The organism is Aeromicrobium sp., from assembly GCF_014378035.1.
GTDB lineage: Bacteria > Actinomycetota > Actinomycetes > Propionibacteriales > Nocardioidaceae > Aeromicrobium.
Window position 1 is genome coordinate 1 of the sequence record NZ_JACMOM010000210.1, and the last position, 19,213, is coordinate 19,213.

A 19,213-nucleotide genomic window follows, 5' to 3' on the forward strand; every position below is an offset into this window, starting at 1 on the left:
GACGTCGTCGGTCTTCTTGGGGACCTCCTTGACGAGCTCGGCGCCGATCTTCTCGTAGCGGTCCTCGAGCTCGATCTCCTTGGCGATGCTGACACCGTCGTTGGTGATCGTGGGGGCTCCCCACTTCTTCTCCAGGACGACGTTGCGACCCTTGGGGCCGAGCGTCACCTTGACGGCGTCGGCGAGCTGGTTCATTCCGCGCTCGAGGCCGCGACGGGCTTCCTCGTTGAAAGCAATGGTTTTTGCCATGTGTGAGTTTCTCCGACTTGGTTGTCGACGTGGGGGGAGGATCAGGCGATGCCCGCGACGGACGGCTGCGGCGTGCGGCGAACCCTTCTCGCCTCGGCCCACAACCTCATCGGTCTGATCCGTGGTTCTAGCACTCTCATCATACGAGTGCTAATCAACGACGCGCAATCAGCCCACCCCTCCCCCTCCCAGATCTCAGGAGTTTTCGGTCACGCGAGGTCGCCCCGGCGCGGCAAACCTTTCACGTCTGGGAGCCGGGCAGGTGGGTCCTAGACCGAGAAGAGGAGGTAGAGGCCGGTGAAGGTGTAGGCGACCATCAGCAGAAGCATGGCCAGCTGGCCACTCAGGCGGTGCGCCCTCGGGAGCAGTGCCAGCGCGCGGTCGTGGGCGGCGATCACGGCGAGCACGTGGCCCACGACGACCAGGGTCACCTTGAGCCCGGCCAGCCACGACGTGTGTTGGGTCAGGAAGTACTGCGTCGAGGGGTCGCCGAAAGGCTCCCAGCCACGTCCCAGCGGATCGAGCATCGCGAAGAACGCAGCCTGCCCCTTCTCGAGGAGATACGTCACGTAGTGGGCAGAGACGTAACCCACGACGATCGGCACCAGCGAGTGCGCCAACATGCCCGGCAGCGCCCGCCGATCGGTCGCGGTGATTCCGCCCGTGGCACGAGCCGCCAGGACGAAGAGCACGGCGACGATGAGGCAGAAACCCAGCAGCGTCGAGGTGTGCTGCAGGGTGGAGAGTGTCCGGCTCTGCCAGAACTGTGACGCCGAGAAGCTGTCGTACGCCGTCGACCCGAGCAGGATCGCCAGCACCGCCACGAGCCCCGGCCGGACCGGCACCTGCGGCAGGGTCCGCAGCGGGTTGTGCGGCCTCCATCGCCCATCCTGCACGAGCGGCGACAGCTGCGCGATGATGCCGCTGTAGACGTCGAACGGGTCGGCACGGTCGAACCATCGCGTCCCGAACGCGAGTCCACCACCCACCATGGCGACGAGGTAGAGGAGCACCCAGATCCGGACGGCGCCGACGTCACCCGGGTCGGGCGAGGCGAGCTCGAGCCACACGAACGCGAACAGTCCGGCCGCGGCGGGCCAGTAGCCGAGACGCTCCGGATACGCCCACATCCCGCGCCAGGAACCGATCAGGGTGCGCCACGGTGACAGCTCGCGCCAGACATGGCCCGCCACCAGCGCCAGCGGGACGAGTCCGACCCACACGAAGATGTAGACCGCCCCGAGTCCACCGTTGGTCGAGCCGTCAGGACCAGCGAACAGCGCGATCAACACCCAAGCCGTCAGCACCACGCCGACGACAGCGAGCCACGGCCTGCGTGCAGGGGCCGGTCCGGTCTCAGGCTGCCGCGTGAATCGAGGCTCTTTCCACGCAAGGGCGAGCACCGCGAACGAGATCGTCAGCGCCCACGAGGCGCCGACCATGGCGTAGAGGAACGGGATCGGCAGGTCGGTCGGCCCACCGAGACCGTGGGTCTGGATCACGGACGGACGACGAGCTGCACGATGGTGACGCCAAGATGATGTGCCTCGACAGCGACCTGACCGGGCGTCCTGATCGTGAAGGTGAACGTCTTGTCGCCTCCGCGGGCGACCTCGAAGGTGTGCTCAGGATCAGAGTGCACATGCAGCTCCTCGGCGGCGTCGCTCGTGACATGCAGCGCAATCTCCTGACCCACCGTGACCTCGACGCGCCTGCCCTCGGGCGTGACCTTCCCGTCCTTCACGACGATCTCGACCACCGGCCCCCCGGCACCCAAGCCCCCGTCGGACTCCGAGCCGGACGTCGCGCACGCAGCCAGGAGCATGACTGCCGCACCCAGGGCCAGTGCCAACTTCACTCCGTGTCGTCCTTGTCGAAGGCACGTTCGATGAGGTCGCGCTCATCTCGCTCCTCGCGTCGATCCTTGCGAGCGATGTAGAGCACCACTCCCACCACGATCACGGCCGGCACGATCGCCGGGATGGCGAGCAGCGCCGCATGGTGGGCGAGAAGCTGGTCTCCAGCGGGCGTCATGACGTCAGGGTAGGTGTGCGGTCGGTTCTTGAAGCGTCTTCCTGCTCCTCGATCCGGCGGGCGACCCGTGAGACCGCGACAGAGATGCCAATGATGATCGCGAGGCTGCACAGCAGCACGACCATGTTGGCCACACCCCACATCCAGCCGGGCGCGCCATTGTTGCGCTCGCGCTGCAGGATGTCGATCTCGGGCACGAACTGTCGAGTGAACGAGGCCGCGGCGGGCACCTCACTGGCATCGAGAGGTCCGTCGGCCGGAAGAAAGATCGGCACCGCGGCGAGCGTACGGCCGTCCTGCACCCGCAGCAGTGTTTTCCAGCTGCCGCCGACCGGCACGGGCTTCGTCGACTCCCAGCTGTTCTGACCGGTACGGCGCAGCCGATCGGTCCCGACGCCGGCGCCGCCGCCCTGCCACGCAGTGATCTGCACCCACGCCGGGTGCGAGTCGACCAGGCCGGGCGTGAGTGAGACCTTCGCGGTGACCTCGGGCTCGGCGACCGTGCCGACCTGGGTGAGGGCGAAGTCTGCCGATGCGTTCTTGGGCACCGTGGCGTGCAGTCCGTTGGCGACCGCCAACGCTGTGACGAGCACCGAACCGGTGACGATGATGCGGCCGACGCTTCGAGCGGGCAACCTGCCCTGCAGCCCGAGTGAGAACAACGCGCCGCAGAGGCCGGCGGCAATGGCGACCGGCACGGCCATCAACAGGCCCTCCACCCAGATGTCCTGCGTCCACGGAAACTGGAAGACCTGATCGTTCCAGAGCTTCTCGATGACGCTGCCGACGCTGCCGATCAGCAGGCCGCCGACCGCTCCGAACCAGAGTGGCTTGTCCTTGAGCTTGGTCAGGGCCAGCAGCTCGATGATCAGGGCGCTGCCCAGATACAGCGGGAAGACGTGGTGCGCCTCTCCCATCACGTCGGTCACGACGAAGGAGATGATGCCGCGCATCAGCAGGAAGAACACCGCAGCAGCGATTGCCGCGCCCGGTCCGACATAGAGTCGCGCGGCGATCAGCGAAATGCCGGCGGCGGCCGCGATCATCATCGGTGCGAACACCATGCGGAACTGAGCGATGCCGAAGTCGAACTCGGCCTGGAAGACCGACAGGCCGATCAGCAGGCCGCCGAACGCACTCGCCAGCAGCGCGGTCCGCAGCCATGCGGGCTGCTCCAGACCCTTCAGTCGCATCGCGATCTCTGCCTCGCGGTTGAGCAGGATGATGCCGGCGGTCGAGAGTCCCGCCCCACCGATCAGCATCAGGTGCGTCGGACCCCACAGCGTCACGTCCTGGCCGAAGATCCGATGCCATACGTCGTCGAGCGGGAAACCGATCAGGGCGTACAGCCCGCACCCGGCAATGAAGATGCCGCTCACCGGGGCGTACCACCGCCGCGTGATGCGCACTGATGCGATGCCGGGCTTCTCTCCGTCACGGGGGTAGACGATCGCTGACATTCCCGCCACGAAGAGGGCGAAGAGCCCGTAGAGAATCAGGTAGTGCGCGGGGTTGGCCAGCGGTCCGGCGTCACGGCCCCGACCCGCGTGCAGGCTGACGTCCCACATGAAGCCGAGCAGGGCGACGATCAGTGAGCTGCCGACGAACATCGTGGGGATCGTCGACCATCCGGGCTCACCGTATCGCCGACCGAGTCTCTCGCCGAGCTTCTGGAACCATTCGATGCGGTGCGTGCGGTGGGCCCAGGCGATGACGAGAAGCACCGACGTGACGAGGCCGGCAGCGATCGACAGGCCAAGGACCTGATCGAGCGCTGCGCCGCCGACGGGGGCAGTGGCGGGGTCTGTCGCGATGATGAACATACCGTGAGTATGTCAGCGGCGATGTCACATGGCAAATGTCATGTACGCCAGGCCGCGTTGAAGCCTCCCCGGGGGCCTGAACCAGCGCCGCACGCAATGGGATGCGAAGAGCCCGGTCCGAAGACCGGGCTCCCGCTTCACGTTCTGTTGTCGCTAGACCGCGTGGCCGATGACCTCGTGCGCCTCGCGGCCTTTGGGACCGTCGACGATGTCGAACTCGACCTTCTGGCCGTCCTCGAGGGTCTTGTAGCCGTCGGACGCGATCTTGGACCAGTGGACAAAAACATCATCCTGGCCCTCGACCTCGATGAAGCCGTAGCCCTTGTCTGCGTTGAACCACTTGACGGTGCCCTGCACCATGCCGCCACTCCCACCTGTCAACCCGACTGAAGCCCACCTGCCGAGGGCCTCAGTCGGAAAGCCTATACGGCGGGGCTTCGCGGCGTGTCCGCCCCCGCCCCTGCTGGCTCAACACCCACCGGCTACGGCGGGCTCCAGCTCCCGCTGGCTCAACAACCACCGGCCACGGCGGGGATGATGGAGATCTGGGCGCCGTCGGGGGTCGGGGTGTCGAGGCCCTGCGAGAACCGGACGTCCTCCTCGGCCACGTAGATGTTGACGAAGCGGCGAAGCTTGCCCTCGTCGTCGACCACTCGGGCCTTGATGCCAGCGAAGCTGGTCTCCAGGGACTCGAGCACCTCGGCGAGGGTCGCCCCCTCGGCTGTCACCTGGGACTGGTCCTGGGTGTAGGTGCGAAGGATGGTGGGGATGCGCACTGCGACTGTCATGTCTTGCTCCTCGATATGTTCTGGCGTGGGGACGGTGTCAGGCGATGCCGGCCGCGACGAATGCCTCGTACGTAGGAGCGATCGTGGCCGCGGGACCGACCAGATCGCCGACGGCGTCGAGCGTCTTCAGCCCGTGACCGGTGTTGATGACGACAGTCTCGAGGTCGCGATCGAGCTGACCGGTGTCGATGAGCTTCTTGAGCACGCCGACAGTCGTGCCACCCGCGGTCTCGGTGAAGATCCCCTCCGTGCGCGCGAGCAGCACGATGGCCTCGCGGACCTCTTCGTCGGAGACGTCGGCCACAGCGCCGCCGGTGGCGCGGCAGATGTCGAGGACGTAGATGCCGTCGGCCGGGTTGCCGATGGCAAGGGACTTGGCGATTGTGTCGGGCCTGACCGGCTTGATGGCGTCCCAGCCCTGGCGATAGGCCTCGGAGACTGGCGAGCATCCCGTGGCCTGAGCGCCGAACACCCGGTAGGGCTTGTCCTCGACGAGCCCCAGGGAGATGAGCTCCTGGAACGCCTTGTGGACCTTGGTCAGCTGCGAACCGGAGGCGACCGGGATGACGATCTGGTCAGGCAGACGCCAGCCGAGCTGCTCGGCGATCTCATAGCCGAGGGTCTTCGACCCCTCGGCGTAGAACGGCCTGACGTTGACGTTGACGAACGCCCACCCGTCGCGCTCGCCGGCGATCTCGCTCGCGAGCTTGTTGACATCGTCATAGTTGCCGTCGACGGCGACGAGGTTCTCGGTGTAGACCGCCGAGTTGATCTTCTTGGCCGTCTCGAGGTCGCTTGGGATGAACACGACGGTCTTGATGCCGGCACGCGCCCCAGCCGCCGCGACGGCGTTGGCGAGGTTGCCCGTCGATGGACACGCGAAGACCTTGCTGCCGAGCTCGCGGGCGGCGCTCAGGGCGCACGCAACGACGCGGTCCTTGAATGAGTTGGTCGGGTTGGTGCTGTCGTCCTTGACCCAGAGGTTGGCCAGACCGAGCTCTGCGGCGAGGTTGTCCGCCTTGAGCAGCCGCGTGTAGCCGGGTTCGAGGTTGGGGCTGAGCTCGATGTCGTCCGGCACGGGGAGGAGCGCCTTGTAGCGCCACATGTTGCTGGGGCCGGCCTCGATCTGCTCGCGCGTGATGGCGGGGAAGTCGTAGCGGATCTCCAGCGGTCCGAAGCACTCGACACACACGTAGTGGGGGCCGAGCGCCTGGGTCGTGCCGCACTCGCGGCACACCAGCTCGACGGCGTTCCCGAAGGCGCCCTCGCGGGTGGTGCGGGTGGGGGTCTGGGCGGTGCTGATGCTCACGACTGCCTCCTGGTCATCTTTCCCGGGTCGGCTGTCGCCCGGGACGGAATGAGCACCTGGTCCAGGAGCGGACTGGTTGCTGGGGTGTCGTCGGGCCGTGTCCCTCTACCCCTCGTGATGAGTGAAACCAGCCTACGAGTCGTCTCACGATGTGTCTACTTGGTCCGAATGCTGGACATTCTCGTTCGGCCTCTGGTCACGCTCAGCCTCCGGAACAGTCCCGTCAGTCAGGGCCTGCGGGCGAAGCGGGTCCTGGGAGGCGGGTAGTTGCCGTCCGCGAGGCCGGCGAGCCGCTCGAACGGGTTGTACGACGAGTGGTCGCCGGCGAGCACGTAGGAGACCGCCACCCCGAGCACGTACAGCGGGAGCATGACGACGCCGAGCGCGAAGGCGTACTGCGTGCAGTGCCGGTCCTCGTGCCGCAGGAGGATCAGTCGATCGTCGAACCAGGCGAGGTCCTGTGCGCTGATGATCACGCTGCCAACCGTGAACGCGCTCGCTTGCGGGAACCCGAACCGATAGCCGGTGGCCAGGTGAGTGCCTCTCCCCCGACGCACGATCGTCGCACCCCCGAAGCGGGCCACGGCAAGGCCGAGCGGTGTGCTGAGGTTGACCCAGTTGATGGCGGTGCGGACACGGGTCCAGCTGGTGTGCGGCAACGACAGGAAAGCGAGACCTGCGTCAGAACTCATCGGCCAGATCGCCCAGCCAGGCCGCCACCGCGTCAGGACCCGCGAGGACGATGTCGGCGCGGGACACCAGGGCGTCCTGCTCGGGCGACTCCGAACACAGGAGCAGGCCCGCGATGCCGGACGCCTTGAGGTCGTCGACCGCGTCGAACGCCGGTAGGTCGCCGAGATCGTCCCCACCGAAGATCACCTGACGTGCACCGAGGTCGTTGACGAGACCACGCAGCGCGCCACCCTTGTCGATGCCGGGCGTGCGCACCTCGATGACCTGGCGACCCGGCTCGACGGCGAGACCGAGGTCGGCGGCGAGCGAGGCCAACGGGGCACGCAGCTCATCGAGCAGCGTGGGGTCGATGCCTCGGGTGTGGATCGCGATTGCCAGACCTTTGTCCTCGATGCGCACATGGCCAGCTCGGTGCCCGGCGAGCCAGTCGGGCAACCTTTTCGCCAGTCCGGCGATCGCCTCGGGCCGTTCGGGCTCGTCGATCGAGCCGGTGGAAGCGTCCCACCGCTCGGCGCCGTACTGGCCACAGATGATCAGCCGTTCGAGGCCGTCGCGGCCCTCGAACCCACCGAGCTCGAGCGCCTGTCGCACGGGGCGGCCGGTGATGATGGCGACCTGCCCGAGCACTCGTCCGAGGCGACCCAGGGCGGCGAGGGAGTCTTCGTGGACGTACGCCTCGGAGGGATTCGTGACGACGTGGGCGAGGGTGCCGTCAAAATCGAGGGCAAGAAGGGTGCCGGCGGGGTCTGCGACCACGGCGGCACGAGTGGACGAGGCCATGCCGAGGATTATTGCGGTCCGGCCAGGATGATGGTCAGCCGGTCCATGCGCATCGGCGTGACGCCCGGCAGGATGCGGCCGATGCCGACGTCCGAGCCGAGCAGCGAGGCCCGGTCCTGGAAGCCCGCCGGGTAGTAGACGGTGTTGCCGGGGACCGAGCCACGCCAGTTGCCGACGGACGCGACGACCCAACCGGTCTGCCGGACCCGCGCAGCGAAGCTGCCCGCGAGCCCCGGGTTGCGGGTGTTGTTGAGCACCGACACGGAGGCATCGCGTTGGACCTCGGGGGCCTTGGTCTTCTCGGGTGCTCTGGTCTTCTGGGGTGCCTTGGTCTTCTGGGGTTGTGGAGTCGTCTTCTCGGGGGTCGGAGTCGGCGTCGAGCTGGGGGCTGTGGGGGTCGGGCTGGCTGCGACGCTGGGCGCAGGGGTGGCGCTCACGAGGGTCTTGTCTGCGCCGTCGACGAACGCCCACCCGAGCCAGCCGGTCGAGCCGATGATGACGAGCAGGGTCAGGACGATGAACCAGCCGGGAGGCACGAATGCCTTGCGGCTGGGGGTCCTGCGGTGATCCACCTCAGGTACCTTCAGAGATCGATGCCCAGGCGTCTGGCCGAACGGCTGCGCTGACGTTGTGCCCGCAGCCGGCGAAGGCGCTTGACCAGCAGCGGGTCGAACGCGAGGGCGTTCTCACGGTCGATCAGCGCATTGAGCACCTGGTAGTAGCGGGTGGCGGACATGTCGAACTTGTCGCGGATCGCCTGCTCCTTCGCGCCGGCGTACTGCCACCAGAGCCGTTCGAGGGCAAGGATCTCGCGGTCACGATCGGACAGCGACTCGGCCACGACCGGAGTCGCGGCGTTGGGCTTCTCCACTGCACTCATACGCCGATCCTAAGACATGAATCACACCGCTGTCATTTGGCATGATGAATGTCATGACACTTTCCTTGAGTGATGAGTCTGTGAGCGAAGAGTCCCCACAGGTGACGCCCATCCGCTGGGGCATCCTCGCCACCGGGAAGATCGCCGCCACGTTCGCCACGGACCTGGCACTCGTCCCGGGCAGTGTGCTCGCCGCGGTGGGGTCACGGCACCCCGAGGCCGCGCGGGAGTTCGCCGAGCGATTCGGAGGAGCCCGTGCCCACGGGTCGTACGAGGACCTTGCCGCCGACGACGAGGTCGACGTCATCTACGTCGCGACGCCTCATGGGCGCCACCTCGAGGACGTCATGACCTGCTTCGAGGCGGGCAAGGCGGTCCTGTGCGAGAAGGCGCTGACCATGAACGTCGCGGACACTGAGACGCTCGTGGCGGAGGCCCGGTCACGCCGGCTGTTCTTCGCCGAGGCCATGTGGATGCGTGCCAACCCGAACATCAGGCGCATCCGGCAGATGGTCGAGGAAGGCGCCTGCGGCCAAATCAGGCAGGTGCGCGCCGAGCTTGGCTTCGTTGCCCCGCGCGACCGGGCCAGGCTGTGGGACCCGGCCCTGGGCGCGAGCGCGCTGCTCGACGTCGGCATCTACCCGCTGACCTTCGCCCACCTCGTGCTGGGTGAGCCGGAGGCGATCGTCGCGGCAGGCACCCTCTCGGGCGGCATCGACGTCAACGCCGGTGCCACCATGACGTATGCGAGCGGGGCCGTCGCGAACATCGCCTGGAACCAGGTGGCCCGGAGCGACAACCGAGCATCCATCGCGGGCGACGGCGGGCTCATCGAGGTGCCCGCGCGATTCCACCACCCGACCGCCTTCTCGTACACGCAGGGCGCGGAAGGGCGCGGCGGCCCGGTGGAGACGATCGGGCTACCCGTCACGGGTCGCGGATACGCCCACGAGATCGAGGAGGTCGCCTCCTGCCTGCGCGCGGGGGCGACGGAGTCGGCGCTCCTGCCGCTCGACGAGACGGTGTCGCTCATGAGGCAGATGGCCGACATCCTGCATCAGCTCGGCGTGGCACCACGATGACCAGCGCGGGCGTCAGATGCGCAGGCTAAGGTGATGCGCATGGCGATCGGCACCGCAGACTTCGTGGTGATCGCCAACCGCCTGCCCGTCGACCGGGTCCTCGGCCCCGACGGCGAGATGATGTGGCGGAAGTCCCCCGGCGGCCTCGTCACGGCGCTCGAGCCCGTCATGCGCAGCAACGGCGGAGCTTGGATCGGGTGGCACGGGGCACCTGATGAAAAGCTCAAGCCCTTCGAGTACGACGGGCTCCAGCTCGTGCCGGTGCCGCTGTCTGTCGAGGAGATCGAGGAGTACTACGAGGGCTTCTCCAATGCCACCCTGTGGCCTCTCTACCACGACGTCGTCGCGCCTCCGGAGTTCCACCGAGAGTGGTGGGACTCCTACGTCCGAGTCAATCAACGCTTCGCCGAGCGCGCCGCCAAGGTGGCCCGCCGCAACGCTGTGGTCTGGGTGCAGGACTACCAGCTGCAGCTCGTGCCCAGCATGCTGCGCGAGCTGCGACCCGACCTCCGCATCGGCTTCTTCCTGCACATCCCGTTCCCTCCCACCGAGCTGTTCCAGCAGCTTCCGTGGCGCCGGCAGATCCTCGAGGGTCTGTTGGGCGCCGACCTGGTCGGCTTCCAGATGCCCGGCGCGGCCCAGAACTTCGTCCGCCTCGTGCGACAGCGGGTCGGACACAAGACGCATCGCGACATGATCTACCTGCCCGACGGTCGCTCGGTGCTCGCCAAGGCCTACCCCATCTCGATCGATGCCGCAGGCTTCGAAGAGCTGGCCCGCACTCCGGAGGTCATCGCCCGTGCCGCCGAGATCCGCGAGAGCCTCGGCAGCCCCAAGACCGTGCTGCTCGGTATCGATCGGCTCGACTACACCAAGGGGCTCCGCCAGCGGTTGCGGGCCTTCGGCGAGCTTCTCGCCGAAGGGTCGCTTCCTGTCGACGACACGGTGTTCGTGCAGGTCGCCACGCCATCGCGTGAACGGGTCAACCAGTACAAGATTCTGCGCGACGACATCAACCGGCTGGTCGGCCGCATCAACGGCGATGTCGGCCGCATCGGCCAGCAACCCGTCACTTACCTGCACGCGTCGTACCCGCGCGAGGAGATGGCCGCTCTCTACCGTGCCGCCGACGTCATGGTCGTCACTCCACTGCGCGACGGCATGAACCTCGTGGCCAAGGAGTACGTCGCCTGCCGCTACGACGAGCGCGGGGCCCTGGTCCTGAGCGAGTTCGCCGGCGCCGCCTCCGAGCTCAAGTCGGCCTATCAGGTCAACCCGCACGACATCAACGGCATGAAGAGCATGATGCTCGCCGCCATCAATGCCAGCCCGCGTGAGAACGCCCGTCGCATGAAGGCCATGCGCAAGCAGGTCATGGAGAACGACATCGAGCTCTGGGCCAGCAACTTCCTGCGCGAGCTCACCTCGATGCGCAACCCGCACGTCAAGAACCCCCGGCCCGTGTGACGCCGCCTGACCCCCGCCGCCGGGTCATGAGGTTGGACGCGTGAGCACTCGCCCGAGCCAGTGGCGCGACACACCCGATCTGGTCGGCGACCACGTCAGGCTCACGGCGCTGCGCAGCGACCACGCGGCGGGCATCCTCGCCGCGGCCGACGACGACGCGGTCTTCCGTTGGCTGGCAGCCGACCGACCGTCGACGTCGACGGAGGCCGAAGCGCTCGTGGCGACCTACCTCGCCCGTACCGACATCATCATGTGGGTGCAGGTCGACCGGGCGTCTGGTGAGGTCGCTGGCGTGACGACCTACTACGACATCGACCCCGACAACCGTACGGTCGCGATCGGGCACACCTGGATCGGCAGCAGGTTCTGGCGCACCGGTCTCAACACCGAGGCCAAGCTGCTGCTGCTCCGCAGGGCTTTCGACGACCTCGGCTGCGTACGGGCCGTGTGGCACACCGACATCTTCAACGAGCGGTCGCAGGACGCCATTGCCAGACTGGGCGCCCAGCGCGAGGGTGTCCTGCGCAAGCACCGCCTGCGCCGCGACGGCTCGTGGCGTGACACCGTCGTCTTCTCGATGACCGACGAGGAGTGGCCGGTTGCTCGTGCTGCCCTCGAGCAGCAGCTGGGCTGAACGATTCAGTCCGAGAGCCGGCCGCGGGTGTGCTGGAAGATCAGGTTCGTCTCAGTGAGCGCCACCTCCGGTGCCGAGCTCAGGTGATCGACGACGAATGCCCGCAGGTCCTCCGGATCGCGGGCGGCAACGTGCACGTGGAAGTCGTCGGCACCGGCGAGGAAGTAGACATTCAGCACCTCCGGCATGCCGGCAAGACGGTGCGAGAACTCGTTGATGGCGGCGCGGGCATCTGCCCTCAGCCGGACCGCGATCATGGCCTGGATGGGTCGGCCCAGCCAGGCCGGGTCCACCTCCGCATGGAACCCCGCTATCACGCCGCGATCGACCAGGCTCCGCAGACGGGTCAGGCAGGTCGAGGCGGCGATGCCTACCGTGTCGGCCAGCGCGTTGTTGGGCAAGCGACCCTCGCTGCGTAGGGCCGCGACGATGCGCTCGTCGATGTCGTCGAGCGTCCGAAGATCCTTCGGCATGACGTGTCCTGACCTCGTGGTTTTCGTGCATTGGTCCCTCAGATAACACAATACAGAATTATCTTCACTCGGTTGCGCCTGATTCCGCACTTAGTTCAGGATGGGAGTCCGGAATCCTTAGGAGATCAACATGCTGGTCGGCGTCCCCCGCGAGATCAAGAACCACGAGTATCGAGTGGCCATCACCCCGGCCGGTGTGCACGAGCTGACCCGCCACGGGCACGACGTCGTCGTCGAGCGCGACGCTGGCGCGGGCTCGTCGATCACTGACGCGGAGTACGTCGCCGCCGGCGCGAAGATCCTCGAGACCGCCGATGAGGTGTGGGCGAGCGCCGAGCTCGTGCTCAAGGTCAAGGAGCCGATCGCCGAGGAGTACGGCCGCATGCGCCGCGGGCAGACGCTCTTCACCTATCTTCACCTCGCCGCCAGCCGCCCGTGCACCGACGCGCTGCTCACCTCCGGCACGACGTCGATCGCCTACGAGACCGTGCAGCTGCCCGACCGTTCGTTGCCGCTGCTCGCCCCGATGTCCGAGGTTGCCGGCAAGCTTGCTCCGCAGGTCGGTTTCTACCACCTCATGCGCTCAGGCGGAGGTCGCGGCGTGCTGCCCGGCGGCGTCCCGGGCGTGCACGCTGCCGACGTCGTCGTCATCGGTGCCGGTGTCTCGGGAGTCAATGCGGCACAGGTCGCGCACGGCATGGGTGCCCGCGTCCAGATCCTCGACCTCAACGTCGCACGGCTACGCCAGGTGGATGCCCAGTTCGGTGGAGCCATCACGACGGTCGCCTCCAACTCCTACGCCATCGAGAAGGCCGTCCGCGAGGCCGACCTCGTCGTCGGCGCGGTGCTCGTGCCCGGCGCCAAGGCCCCCACGCTCGTGAGTGACGACCTCGTCGCCACGATGCGTCCCGGCTCTGTGCTTGTCGACATTGCGATCGACCAAGGCGGATGCTTCGAGAGCTCGCGTCCGACGACGCACGACGACCCGACCTTCCGCGTGCAGGACTCGGTCTTCTACTGCGTCGCCAACATGCCCGGCGCCGTGCCGCGCACCTCGACGTACGCGCTGACCAACGTCACGCTCCCTTACGTCGTCGCCCTTGCCGACAAGGGCTGGCACCAGGCGGTCAGCGACGATGCCGCGCTGGCCGGTGGCCTCAGCACCCACAACGGCAAGCTCGTCAACGGGCCGGTCGGTGAGGCCCTCGGACTCGAGGTCACACCGCTCAGCGCTCTCGCCTGAGCAGGACACACACCTGATCACGTAGTTGAATGGGCCGCATGGATGACGGTCGCAGGAGCAGACCCGGTGACCGCGAGCTGGAGCAGGCGATCAGGTCCGGCATCGTCGCCGTCATCGGGGCGTTCGTGGCCAGCCTGCTCTCGGGCCTGACGTCGCCGACCGGGTTGTCGCTCGTGTTCCTGGTGTGGCTGGCGACGATCCTCGCCGGAACGACCTGTGCACTCGCCCTGGCGGTCGGCCTCTACAAGCGGCGGCGCTGACGCACCCGTGGGCTCAGACGGCTCCGACCGGACGAGCCTCTCGCAGCAGCCGGTTGGCCCCGATCGCCAGCAGCACCGCGAGCCCCGCCGACGACACCGTGACCGCGAATGCCGGGGTGTGGCCACCGCCGTCGTCGGCCAGCCGTCCGGCGATCGACGCGCCGAGCGCGTAGCCGATCCCGGTGGCACCGGCGAGCAGGGTCATGGCGGCGCTGACCCGGTGCAGCGGGACAAGAATGCCTGCGAGCGCGAAGTTGCTGATCATGTAGGGCGCGACCGCGAAGCCCAGGAGGGCAATGACCCCGATCAACGAGGCGATGGAGTCGACGAGCAGCAGCGGTGACGACAGCCCGAGCAGACCGAGGGCGGCGACAAGCATCCGGGTCGCGTACAGCACACGCTCGGGCAGCCCGGTGACGGCCAGCCCGGCGATGACGCTGCCGATACCCAGCACGGCGTGGATCAGGCCGGCCATTCCGGCATGCCCCTCCGCCGTGGCGAGTACCGTCGTACCGGTCTGCACGCTGCCGAAGATCATGCCGATGCACAGCTGGGCGCCGACGAGCACGATGAACGCGCCGGTCCAGAGCGCCCCCGTGCCCACCGCGTCCGCCGAGGTGCGTCTGGCCACGAGCACCGAGGTCGGGTGGACCGCGAACCACGACCCGAACACCGCGAGAAGTGCCGCGGCGGCGAGCAGCGCACCGGCCGGCTCGGCGACGATGGCAAGAACCCCGATCATGGCCGGGCCCAGCACGAAGGACGCCTCGTCCGCGGCGCCTTCGTACGAGAACGCTGCGTCGACCAGCCGGCGCTGGTCTCCCTCCTCGCGGGTGATCGGACGCCACCGGACCCGGGCCAGCGGACCCACTTGCGGGATCGCCAGACCTGCGAGCGCCGCTGCGACGAAGATGACCCCGTTCGATGCGCCGGGGTCGGTGACCACGACGACGGCGGTGAGTCCGAGCGCTCCCCCGATGGACTGTGCAAGCACCACGGGCCGCTGCCCGATGCGGTCGGCAAGGGCACCGGCCACGGGAGACCCGATGGCGTTCGCCACGGCCAGGATGCCAGCGGCGGCCCCACCGACCCCGTAGCTGCCCGTGGTCGTGCTGACCAGCACCAGGACCCCGAGCTGGCTCATGGCCAGCGGGATGCGCCCGAGGAACGCCACAAGGATGTACGCGGGTCCGACGATCCGCAGGAGGGCGCGGTAGGAGGCGATGGCTGACACAGCCCGGGCAGTCTACGGGTGCCACAGACCCCGATAGTGTCGAGCCATGCCGCTCGCCCGCGCGCGAAGCTCGACCTTCGCCTTCTTCGCGCTCAACGGCTTCACCCTCGGCATGTGGGTCGTGCACATCCCCGAGATCAGGGACCGGACCGGCACCTCCACGGTGATGCTGGGCTATCTCCTGCTGCTGCTCGGCGGCACTGCCTTCGCCGGCATGCAGGTCGGCGGCAGGCTCATCGACCATGTCGGCAGCAGGGTGGTCCTCGTCGTCGGGGGTCTCGGCCTGAGCATCGCGCTGATCGGACCGGCGATGGCGACAAGCACCGCCGGACTGGCGGTCGCGCTCGGAGTGTTCGGTGCGATCAACGGCGTCATCGACGTCGCGCAGAACGCGCACGCCATCGAGGTCGAGCGTGCGTACGGTCGTCCGATCCTCAGCGCCTTCCACGCGTTCTTCTCCCTCGGCGGGCTGCTGTCCGCAATCATCGGCGGCAGCCTCCTCGCTCTCGGCACGGACATCCGCCTGAGCCTCGGGCTGGCGGGTGCGTTGGGCATCATCATCACCCTCACCGCCCGACGCGCCCTGCTCGCTCCGGCGGTGGTGCCGCTGGACGCCTCGACCGGAGGTGGCGACGGCGACAGTGGTCGGCGTCGAGCCCCGTGGAGCTCTCGCGTCGTCGTCCTCGCCCTCCTCGCCTTTGCGTTGCTGCTGTCCGAGGGCGTGGCGTACGACTGGAGCACCGTCCACCTGCACGACTCGCTCGATGCGAGCACGACCACCGCTGCCCTCGCCTTCGGTGCGTTCTCCGTGACCATGACGCTCGTGCGTCTCGTGGCCGACCGCATCGTGGCCCGCATCGGCGCCGCTGCCTACGTGCAACGCGCGGCGATCGTGGGCGCCGCTGGCCTCCTCGGAGCAGCCCTCGCGCCCACCCAGGTCATCGCGATCGTCGCCTGGGGTGTCTTCGGCGTCGGTCTGGCCGGCTGTGTTCCCCAGTTCTTCAGCGCTGCGGGCAACATCGACCCCGCGGCGGCCGGAACCTACCTCGCGCGGGTCACGGGCGTCGGCTACCTGGGGCTGCTCGCCGGGCCGGCCATCATCGGGATCCTCACCCACTGGGTACCCCTCACCACGGCATTCGCCGTGCCAATCATCGGATGCCTGATCGCCGGTCTGCTTGCGCCGTCGGCACTCCGGAAGCAGCTCGTGTGACCACGCCGCTCGCCGACGTCATGGCGCTCGACTGGGCTGAGGCTCTCGAGCCTGTCGCACCCCAGATCGCGGCGATGGGGCAGTTCCTGCGGGCCGAGGTGGCCGAAGGGCGCCCCTACCTGCCGGCAGGTGACCTCATCCTGCGCGCCTTCGCCGAACCGATGGCGGGGGTCAAGGTGCTGATCGTCGGCCAGGACCCCTACCCGACGCCCGGCCATGCCGTGGGCCTGTCATTCTCGGTGGCGCCCGACGTGCGACCGCTGCCGCGCAGCCTGACCAACATCTTCACCGAGCTCGAGTCCGATCTCGGCATCCCCCGGTCACCGTCCGGCGATCTGACTCCGTGGACGAGTCAAGGCGTGTTCCTGCTCAACCGAGTGCTGACAGTGCGCCCCGGCGCACCAGCCAGCCATCGCGGCAAAGGATGGGAGGCGGTCACCGAGCAGGCAATCCGTGCACTCGTCGCCCGCGAGTCGCCCCTCGTCGCGATCTTGTGGGGGCGCGACGCCCAACGGCTCAAACCGATGCTCGGCGACGTGCCCTGCCTCGAGTCTGCACACCCCAGTCCGCTGTCGGCATCGCGTGGATTCTTCGGCTCGCGTCCCTTTGGCCGGGCCAACGAGCTGCTGGCCGAACAGGGTGCAGATCGCGTCAACTGGGACCTCCGCAGATAAGGTGTCCGGGTGACTGAGAAGAAACAGATCCGCGACCGCGGCGTGGTGATCGACGAGGGCTTCGCCACCATGCAGCGATGGGGCATCCGCATCATCGTCATCGCCCTCGCCGCCGTGATCCTCGGCCTGGCCATCGGCAAGGCGTGGATCGTCCTGTACCCCGTCTCCCTCGCCCTCATCGTCTCCACTGTCTTGGCTCCCCCGGCGGCATGGCTGCGATCCAAGGGCTGGCCCTCTGCCCTCGCCGCCGCGGTCATCGTGGTGGGCTTCCTCGGCATCGTCGTCGGCATCATCGCGGTGCTGACGCCCCAGGTCGCCGGCCAGGCGGGGGAAGTCGCCACCGGTGCGTCCGACGGACTCCAGAAGATCCGCGACTACGTGACCGGCGAGCCGCTCAACCTGTCGGACAGTCAGATCACCAGCGCCATCTCGGCGGTGCAGGACAAGCTCACCGCCAGCGCCGCCACCATCAGCTCAGGCATCTTCTCCACCCTCGGTGCGGCGACCTCGGCCATCGTCAACCTCGTGCTGATCCTGATGCTGACCTTCTTCTTCGTGAAGGACGGCCACAAGTTCCTCCCCTGGATCACGATCCTCGGTGGACGGCGTGCGGGAAACCACCTCGTCGAGCTTCTCGAGCGCACGTGGGACACCCTGGGTGGCTTCATCCGCACCCAGTCGCTCGTCGCACTGATCGATGCCGTCATCATCGGTGCCGGGCTGGCCATCCTCGGCTCACCGCTCGCCATTCCGCTGGCAGTGCTGACGTTCTTCGGCGCCTACATCCCCATCATCGGAGCCTTCGTGAGCGGGGGGATCGCGGTGCTCGTCACGCTGGTCACGAACGGCCCCAAGGACGCACTGATCGCCCTGATCATCGTCGTCGCGGTGCAGCAGCTCGAGGGCAACGTTCTTTCGCCGATGCTGCAGGGCAAGAACATGAACCTGCATCCGGCCGTGGTGCTGCTGTCCGTCACGGGGGGCGGCACGCTCTTCGGGGTGACCGGCGCGTTCCTCGCCGTGCCCGTCGCTGCCACCATCGCTGAGATCTTGCGCTACACCAACGAGCAGATCGACGACTCCGTCTCGGTGTTCGCGCCCAAGGAAGACGCGATGGCCGCGGAAGAGCACGACCGCGACTGAGTCCACCTTCAGACAGCACTGTGGGTGCGTCCCCAAGACGGTCACGCACCCACAGTGTTTTCTTCCTACCCAACCGGGGAGGAGGACCTTTGCTGTCCGATCAGCTCGCGAGGAACTCGATCAGGACGCGGTTGAACTCGTCGGCGTGCGTCACGTTGATGCCGTGGGGCCCGCCCTCGATCACGTGCAGCGTGCTGCCACTGATGGCCTCGGCGCTCCGCTTGCCACTGATCTCGAACGGCACGATCCCGTCCGAGTCGCCGTGGATCACGAGGGTTGGCACGTCGATGGTCGAGACGTCGTCGCGGAAATCCGTACGGCCGAAGGCGCCGATGCAGTCGAATGTGCCCTTGGGCGACGCGAACGCGGCGGTCTGCACGCTGTAATCGTGCAGCGGCTTGCTGACGAGCTCGTCGCCGTCACCCGCGGTGAAGAACTTCGTGACGAAGCCGTCCAGGAATGCCAAGCGGTCTCCCGCGACACCACCCTCGAAGCTGGCAATCGTCTCGTCGTCCAGTCCTCCGTCGGGGTTGTCGTCGCTCTTGTAGAGGTAGGGCGGCACTGCGGACGCGAGAACAGCCTTCGACACTCGGGCCGAGCCGTACGTCGCGAGGTAACGGACGACTTCTCCACCACCCATCGAGAAACCGACGAGTGTCACGCCGTTGAGGTCGAGATGGCTGAGCAGCGCATCGAGGTCCTTCGCAAAGGTCTCGTAGTCGTAACCGTCCCACGGCTGTGAAGAGTCTCCGAAGCCACGGCGGTCGTAGGTCACGACCTGATGACCGGCCTCGACGAGCGCGCCGACCTGGGGCTCCCAGGCGCGGCCGCTGAGTGGCCATCCGTGGATGAGGACCACGGGCGCGCCGGCTCCGGCGACCTCGTAGTGCAGCTCGATGTTGTCAGTTCCTGCAGTGATCTTCGGCATTGCTGAACTCCCACTTCGATGTTCATTGATGATGGTGCTTCGACTGCTCGACACAGGGTCGGCAGGCCGTCAGCGCGGACGCGGACAGGAGAAACAGCGGTGGGCCGGTGAGTTGCTCACCGGCCCACCGCTCGTCCTACTGGGTGTACTGGATGACCGTCAGTGCTACTTGGTGTTGACGGTGATCTTGGCGACGCCGACGAGGAGGTCCTTGGTGACGGCGTCGGTCTTGAAGGTGTCGTTCAGGAGGCCGGCAGCGACCGGGCTGATGAAGACCTTGGTGCCTTCGAGGATGGCGGTGTTGCC

The 19,213-nt window shown here is 67.6% G+C and carries 23 protein-coding genes and 1 riboswitch; of the genes, 8 read left to right on the top strand and 15 right to left on the bottom strand.

From position 1 onward, the window contains the following. The 12 genes from H7290_RS10930 to H7290_RS10985 form a co-directional block, all read right to left on the bottom strand. Positions 1-249 (bottom strand): TCP-1/cpn60 chaperonin family protein (locus H7290_RS10930; protein WP_290514044.1); only part of this gene is annotated, 249 nt, incomplete at its 3' end. 269 nt (positions 250-518) lie between these two features. Then, positions 519-1,751: a hypothetical protein gene (locus H7290_RS10935; protein WP_290514045.1), complete on the bottom strand. Its 1,233-nt coding sequence runs from the start codon at positions 1,749-1,751 to the stop codon at positions 519-521. Then, on the bottom strand, positions 1,748-2,107 hold the full coding sequence (locus tag H7290_RS10940) for a hypothetical protein (protein WP_290514046.1): 360 nt from the start codon (positions 2,105-2,107) through the stop codon (positions 1,748-1,750). Before H7290_RS10940 ends, H7290_RS10935 begins: the two co-directional genes overlap by 4 nt. Beyond that, entirely contained in the window at positions 2,104-2,283 is a 180-nt protein-coding gene (locus H7290_RS10945) for a hypothetical protein (RefSeq protein ID WP_290514047.1), read from the bottom strand. The genes H7290_RS10940 and H7290_RS10945 overlap by 4 nt, the downstream gene beginning before the upstream one ends. Beyond that, entirely contained in the window at positions 2,280-4,106 is a 1,827-nt protein-coding gene (locus H7290_RS10950; RefSeq protein WP_290514048.1) for a hypothetical protein, read from the bottom strand. Before H7290_RS10950 ends, H7290_RS10945 begins: the two co-directional genes overlap by 4 nt. Positions 4,107-4,259: 153 nt before the next feature. Beyond that, positions 4,260-4,466 carry a cold shock domain-containing protein gene (locus tag H7290_RS10955; RefSeq protein ID WP_290514049.1) on the bottom strand — a complete coding sequence of 69 codons (207 nt, stop codon included), beginning with the start codon at positions 4,464-4,466 and terminating at the stop codon, positions 4,260-4,262. A 149-nt stretch (positions 4,467-4,615) separates the two neighbouring features. Then, entirely contained in the window at positions 4,616-4,894 is a 279-nt protein-coding gene (locus tag H7290_RS10960) for a MoaD/ThiS family protein (RefSeq protein ID WP_290514050.1), read from the bottom strand. A gap of 37 nt (positions 4,895-4,931) precedes the next feature. Continuing rightward, positions 4,932-6,197: a threonine synthase gene (thrC, locus tag H7290_RS10965; protein ID WP_366927625.1), complete on the bottom strand. Its 1,266-nt coding sequence runs from the start codon at positions 6,195-6,197 to the stop codon at positions 4,932-4,934. A 16-nt stretch (positions 6,198-6,213) separates the two neighbouring features. Continuing rightward, a riboswitch (SAM riboswitch) is annotated at positions 6,214-6,327 on the bottom strand. Between the two features lie 103 nt (positions 6,328-6,430). Beyond that, positions 6,431-6,895, bottom strand: a complete 465-nt coding sequence (locus tag H7290_RS10970; RefSeq protein WP_290514052.1) for a hypothetical protein — start codon at positions 6,893-6,895, stop codon at positions 6,431-6,433. After that, positions 6,885-7,676 carry a trehalose-phosphatase gene (gene otsB / locus H7290_RS10975; protein WP_290514053.1) on the bottom strand — a complete coding sequence of 264 codons (792 nt, stop codon included), beginning with the start codon at positions 7,674-7,676 and terminating at the stop codon, positions 6,885-6,887. The genes H7290_RS10970 and otsB overlap by 11 nt, the downstream gene beginning before the upstream one ends. An 8-nt stretch (positions 7,677-7,684) precedes the next feature. After that, positions 7,685-8,248: a LytR C-terminal domain-containing protein gene (locus tag H7290_RS10980; protein ID WP_290514054.1), complete on the bottom strand. Its 564-nt coding sequence runs from the start codon at positions 8,246-8,248 to the stop codon at positions 7,685-7,687. An 11-nt stretch (positions 8,249-8,259) separates the two neighbouring features. Beyond that, entirely contained in the window at positions 8,260-8,556 is a 297-nt protein-coding gene (locus H7290_RS10985; protein WP_290514055.1) for a DUF3263 domain-containing protein, read from the bottom strand. A gap of 53 nt (positions 8,557-8,609) precedes the next feature. Here H7290_RS10985 and H7290_RS10990 point away from each other — a divergent pair, with 53 nt between their 5' ends. From H7290_RS10990 to H7290_RS11000, 3 genes are read left to right on the top strand one after another with little or no spacing between them, the layout of a single operon-like run. After that, positions 8,610-9,638, top strand: a complete 1,029-nt coding sequence (locus H7290_RS10990; protein ID WP_290514056.1) for a Gfo/Idh/MocA family oxidoreductase — start codon at positions 8,610-8,612, stop codon at positions 9,636-9,638. Between the two features lie 39 nt (positions 9,639-9,677). Further along, a complete protein-coding gene (locus H7290_RS10995; protein ID WP_290514057.1) occupies positions 9,678-11,105 on the top strand; it encodes a trehalose-6-phosphate synthase in 1,428 nt (475 codons plus the stop codon). Positions 11,106-11,145: 40 nt separating this feature from the next. Then, complete coding sequence (locus H7290_RS11000; RefSeq protein WP_290514058.1) at positions 11,146-11,739, top strand: GNAT family protein; 594 nt, start codon at positions 11,146-11,148, stop codon at positions 11,737-11,739. Positions 11,740-11,744: 5 nt separating this feature from the next. Here the strand turns inward: H7290_RS11000 and H7290_RS11005 are convergent, their stop codons facing one another. Beyond that, complete coding sequence (locus H7290_RS11005) at positions 11,745-12,212, bottom strand: Lrp/AsnC family transcriptional regulator (RefSeq protein ID WP_290514059.1); 468 nt, start codon at positions 12,210-12,212, stop codon at positions 11,745-11,747. A 130-nt stretch (positions 12,213-12,342) separates the two neighbouring features. Here H7290_RS11005 and ald point away from each other — a divergent pair, with 130 nt between their 5' ends. Next, a complete protein-coding gene (gene ald, locus H7290_RS11010; protein WP_290514060.1) occupies positions 12,343-13,455 on the top strand; it encodes an alanine dehydrogenase in 1,113 nt (370 codons plus the stop codon). A gap of 38 nt (positions 13,456-13,493) precedes the next feature. After that, on the top strand, positions 13,494-13,715 hold the full coding sequence (locus H7290_RS11015; RefSeq protein WP_290514061.1) for a hypothetical protein: 222 nt from the start codon (positions 13,494-13,496) through the stop codon (positions 13,713-13,715). 13 nt (positions 13,716-13,728) lie between these two features. Here the strand turns inward: H7290_RS11015 and H7290_RS11020 are convergent, their stop codons facing one another. Continuing rightward, positions 13,729-14,949, bottom strand: a complete 1,221-nt coding sequence (locus H7290_RS11020; RefSeq protein ID WP_290514062.1) for an MFS transporter — start codon at positions 14,947-14,949, stop codon at positions 13,729-13,731. 46 nt (positions 14,950-14,995) lie between these two features. Between H7290_RS11020 and H7290_RS11025 the strand changes: the two genes are divergently transcribed. From H7290_RS11025 to H7290_RS11035, 3 genes are read left to right on the top strand one after another with little or no spacing between them, the layout of a single operon-like run. Next, positions 14,996-16,162 carry an MFS transporter gene (locus tag H7290_RS11025; protein ID WP_290514063.1) on the top strand — a complete coding sequence of 389 codons (1,167 nt, stop codon included), beginning with the start codon at positions 14,996-14,998 and terminating at the stop codon, positions 16,160-16,162. Further along, complete coding sequence (locus H7290_RS11030) at positions 16,108-16,836, top strand: uracil-DNA glycosylase (protein ID WP_290514064.1); 729 nt, start codon at positions 16,108-16,110, stop codon at positions 16,834-16,836. Before H7290_RS11025 ends, H7290_RS11030 begins: the two co-directional genes overlap by 55 nt. 9 nt (positions 16,837-16,845) lie before the next feature. Beyond that, entirely contained in the window at positions 16,846-17,979 is a 1,134-nt protein-coding gene (locus H7290_RS11035; RefSeq protein WP_290514065.1) for an AI-2E family transporter, read from the top strand. Positions 17,980-18,079: 100 nt separating this feature from the next. On the opposite strand, the gene H7290_RS11040 is transcribed toward H7290_RS11035, so the two are convergent. After that, the gene (locus tag H7290_RS11040) at positions 18,080-18,907 is read right to left on the bottom strand and encodes an alpha/beta hydrolase (protein WP_290514066.1); all 828 of its coding nucleotides are present in this window, start codon (positions 18,905-18,907) and stop codon (positions 18,080-18,082) included. Positions 18,908-19,213: the final 306 nt, after the last annotated feature.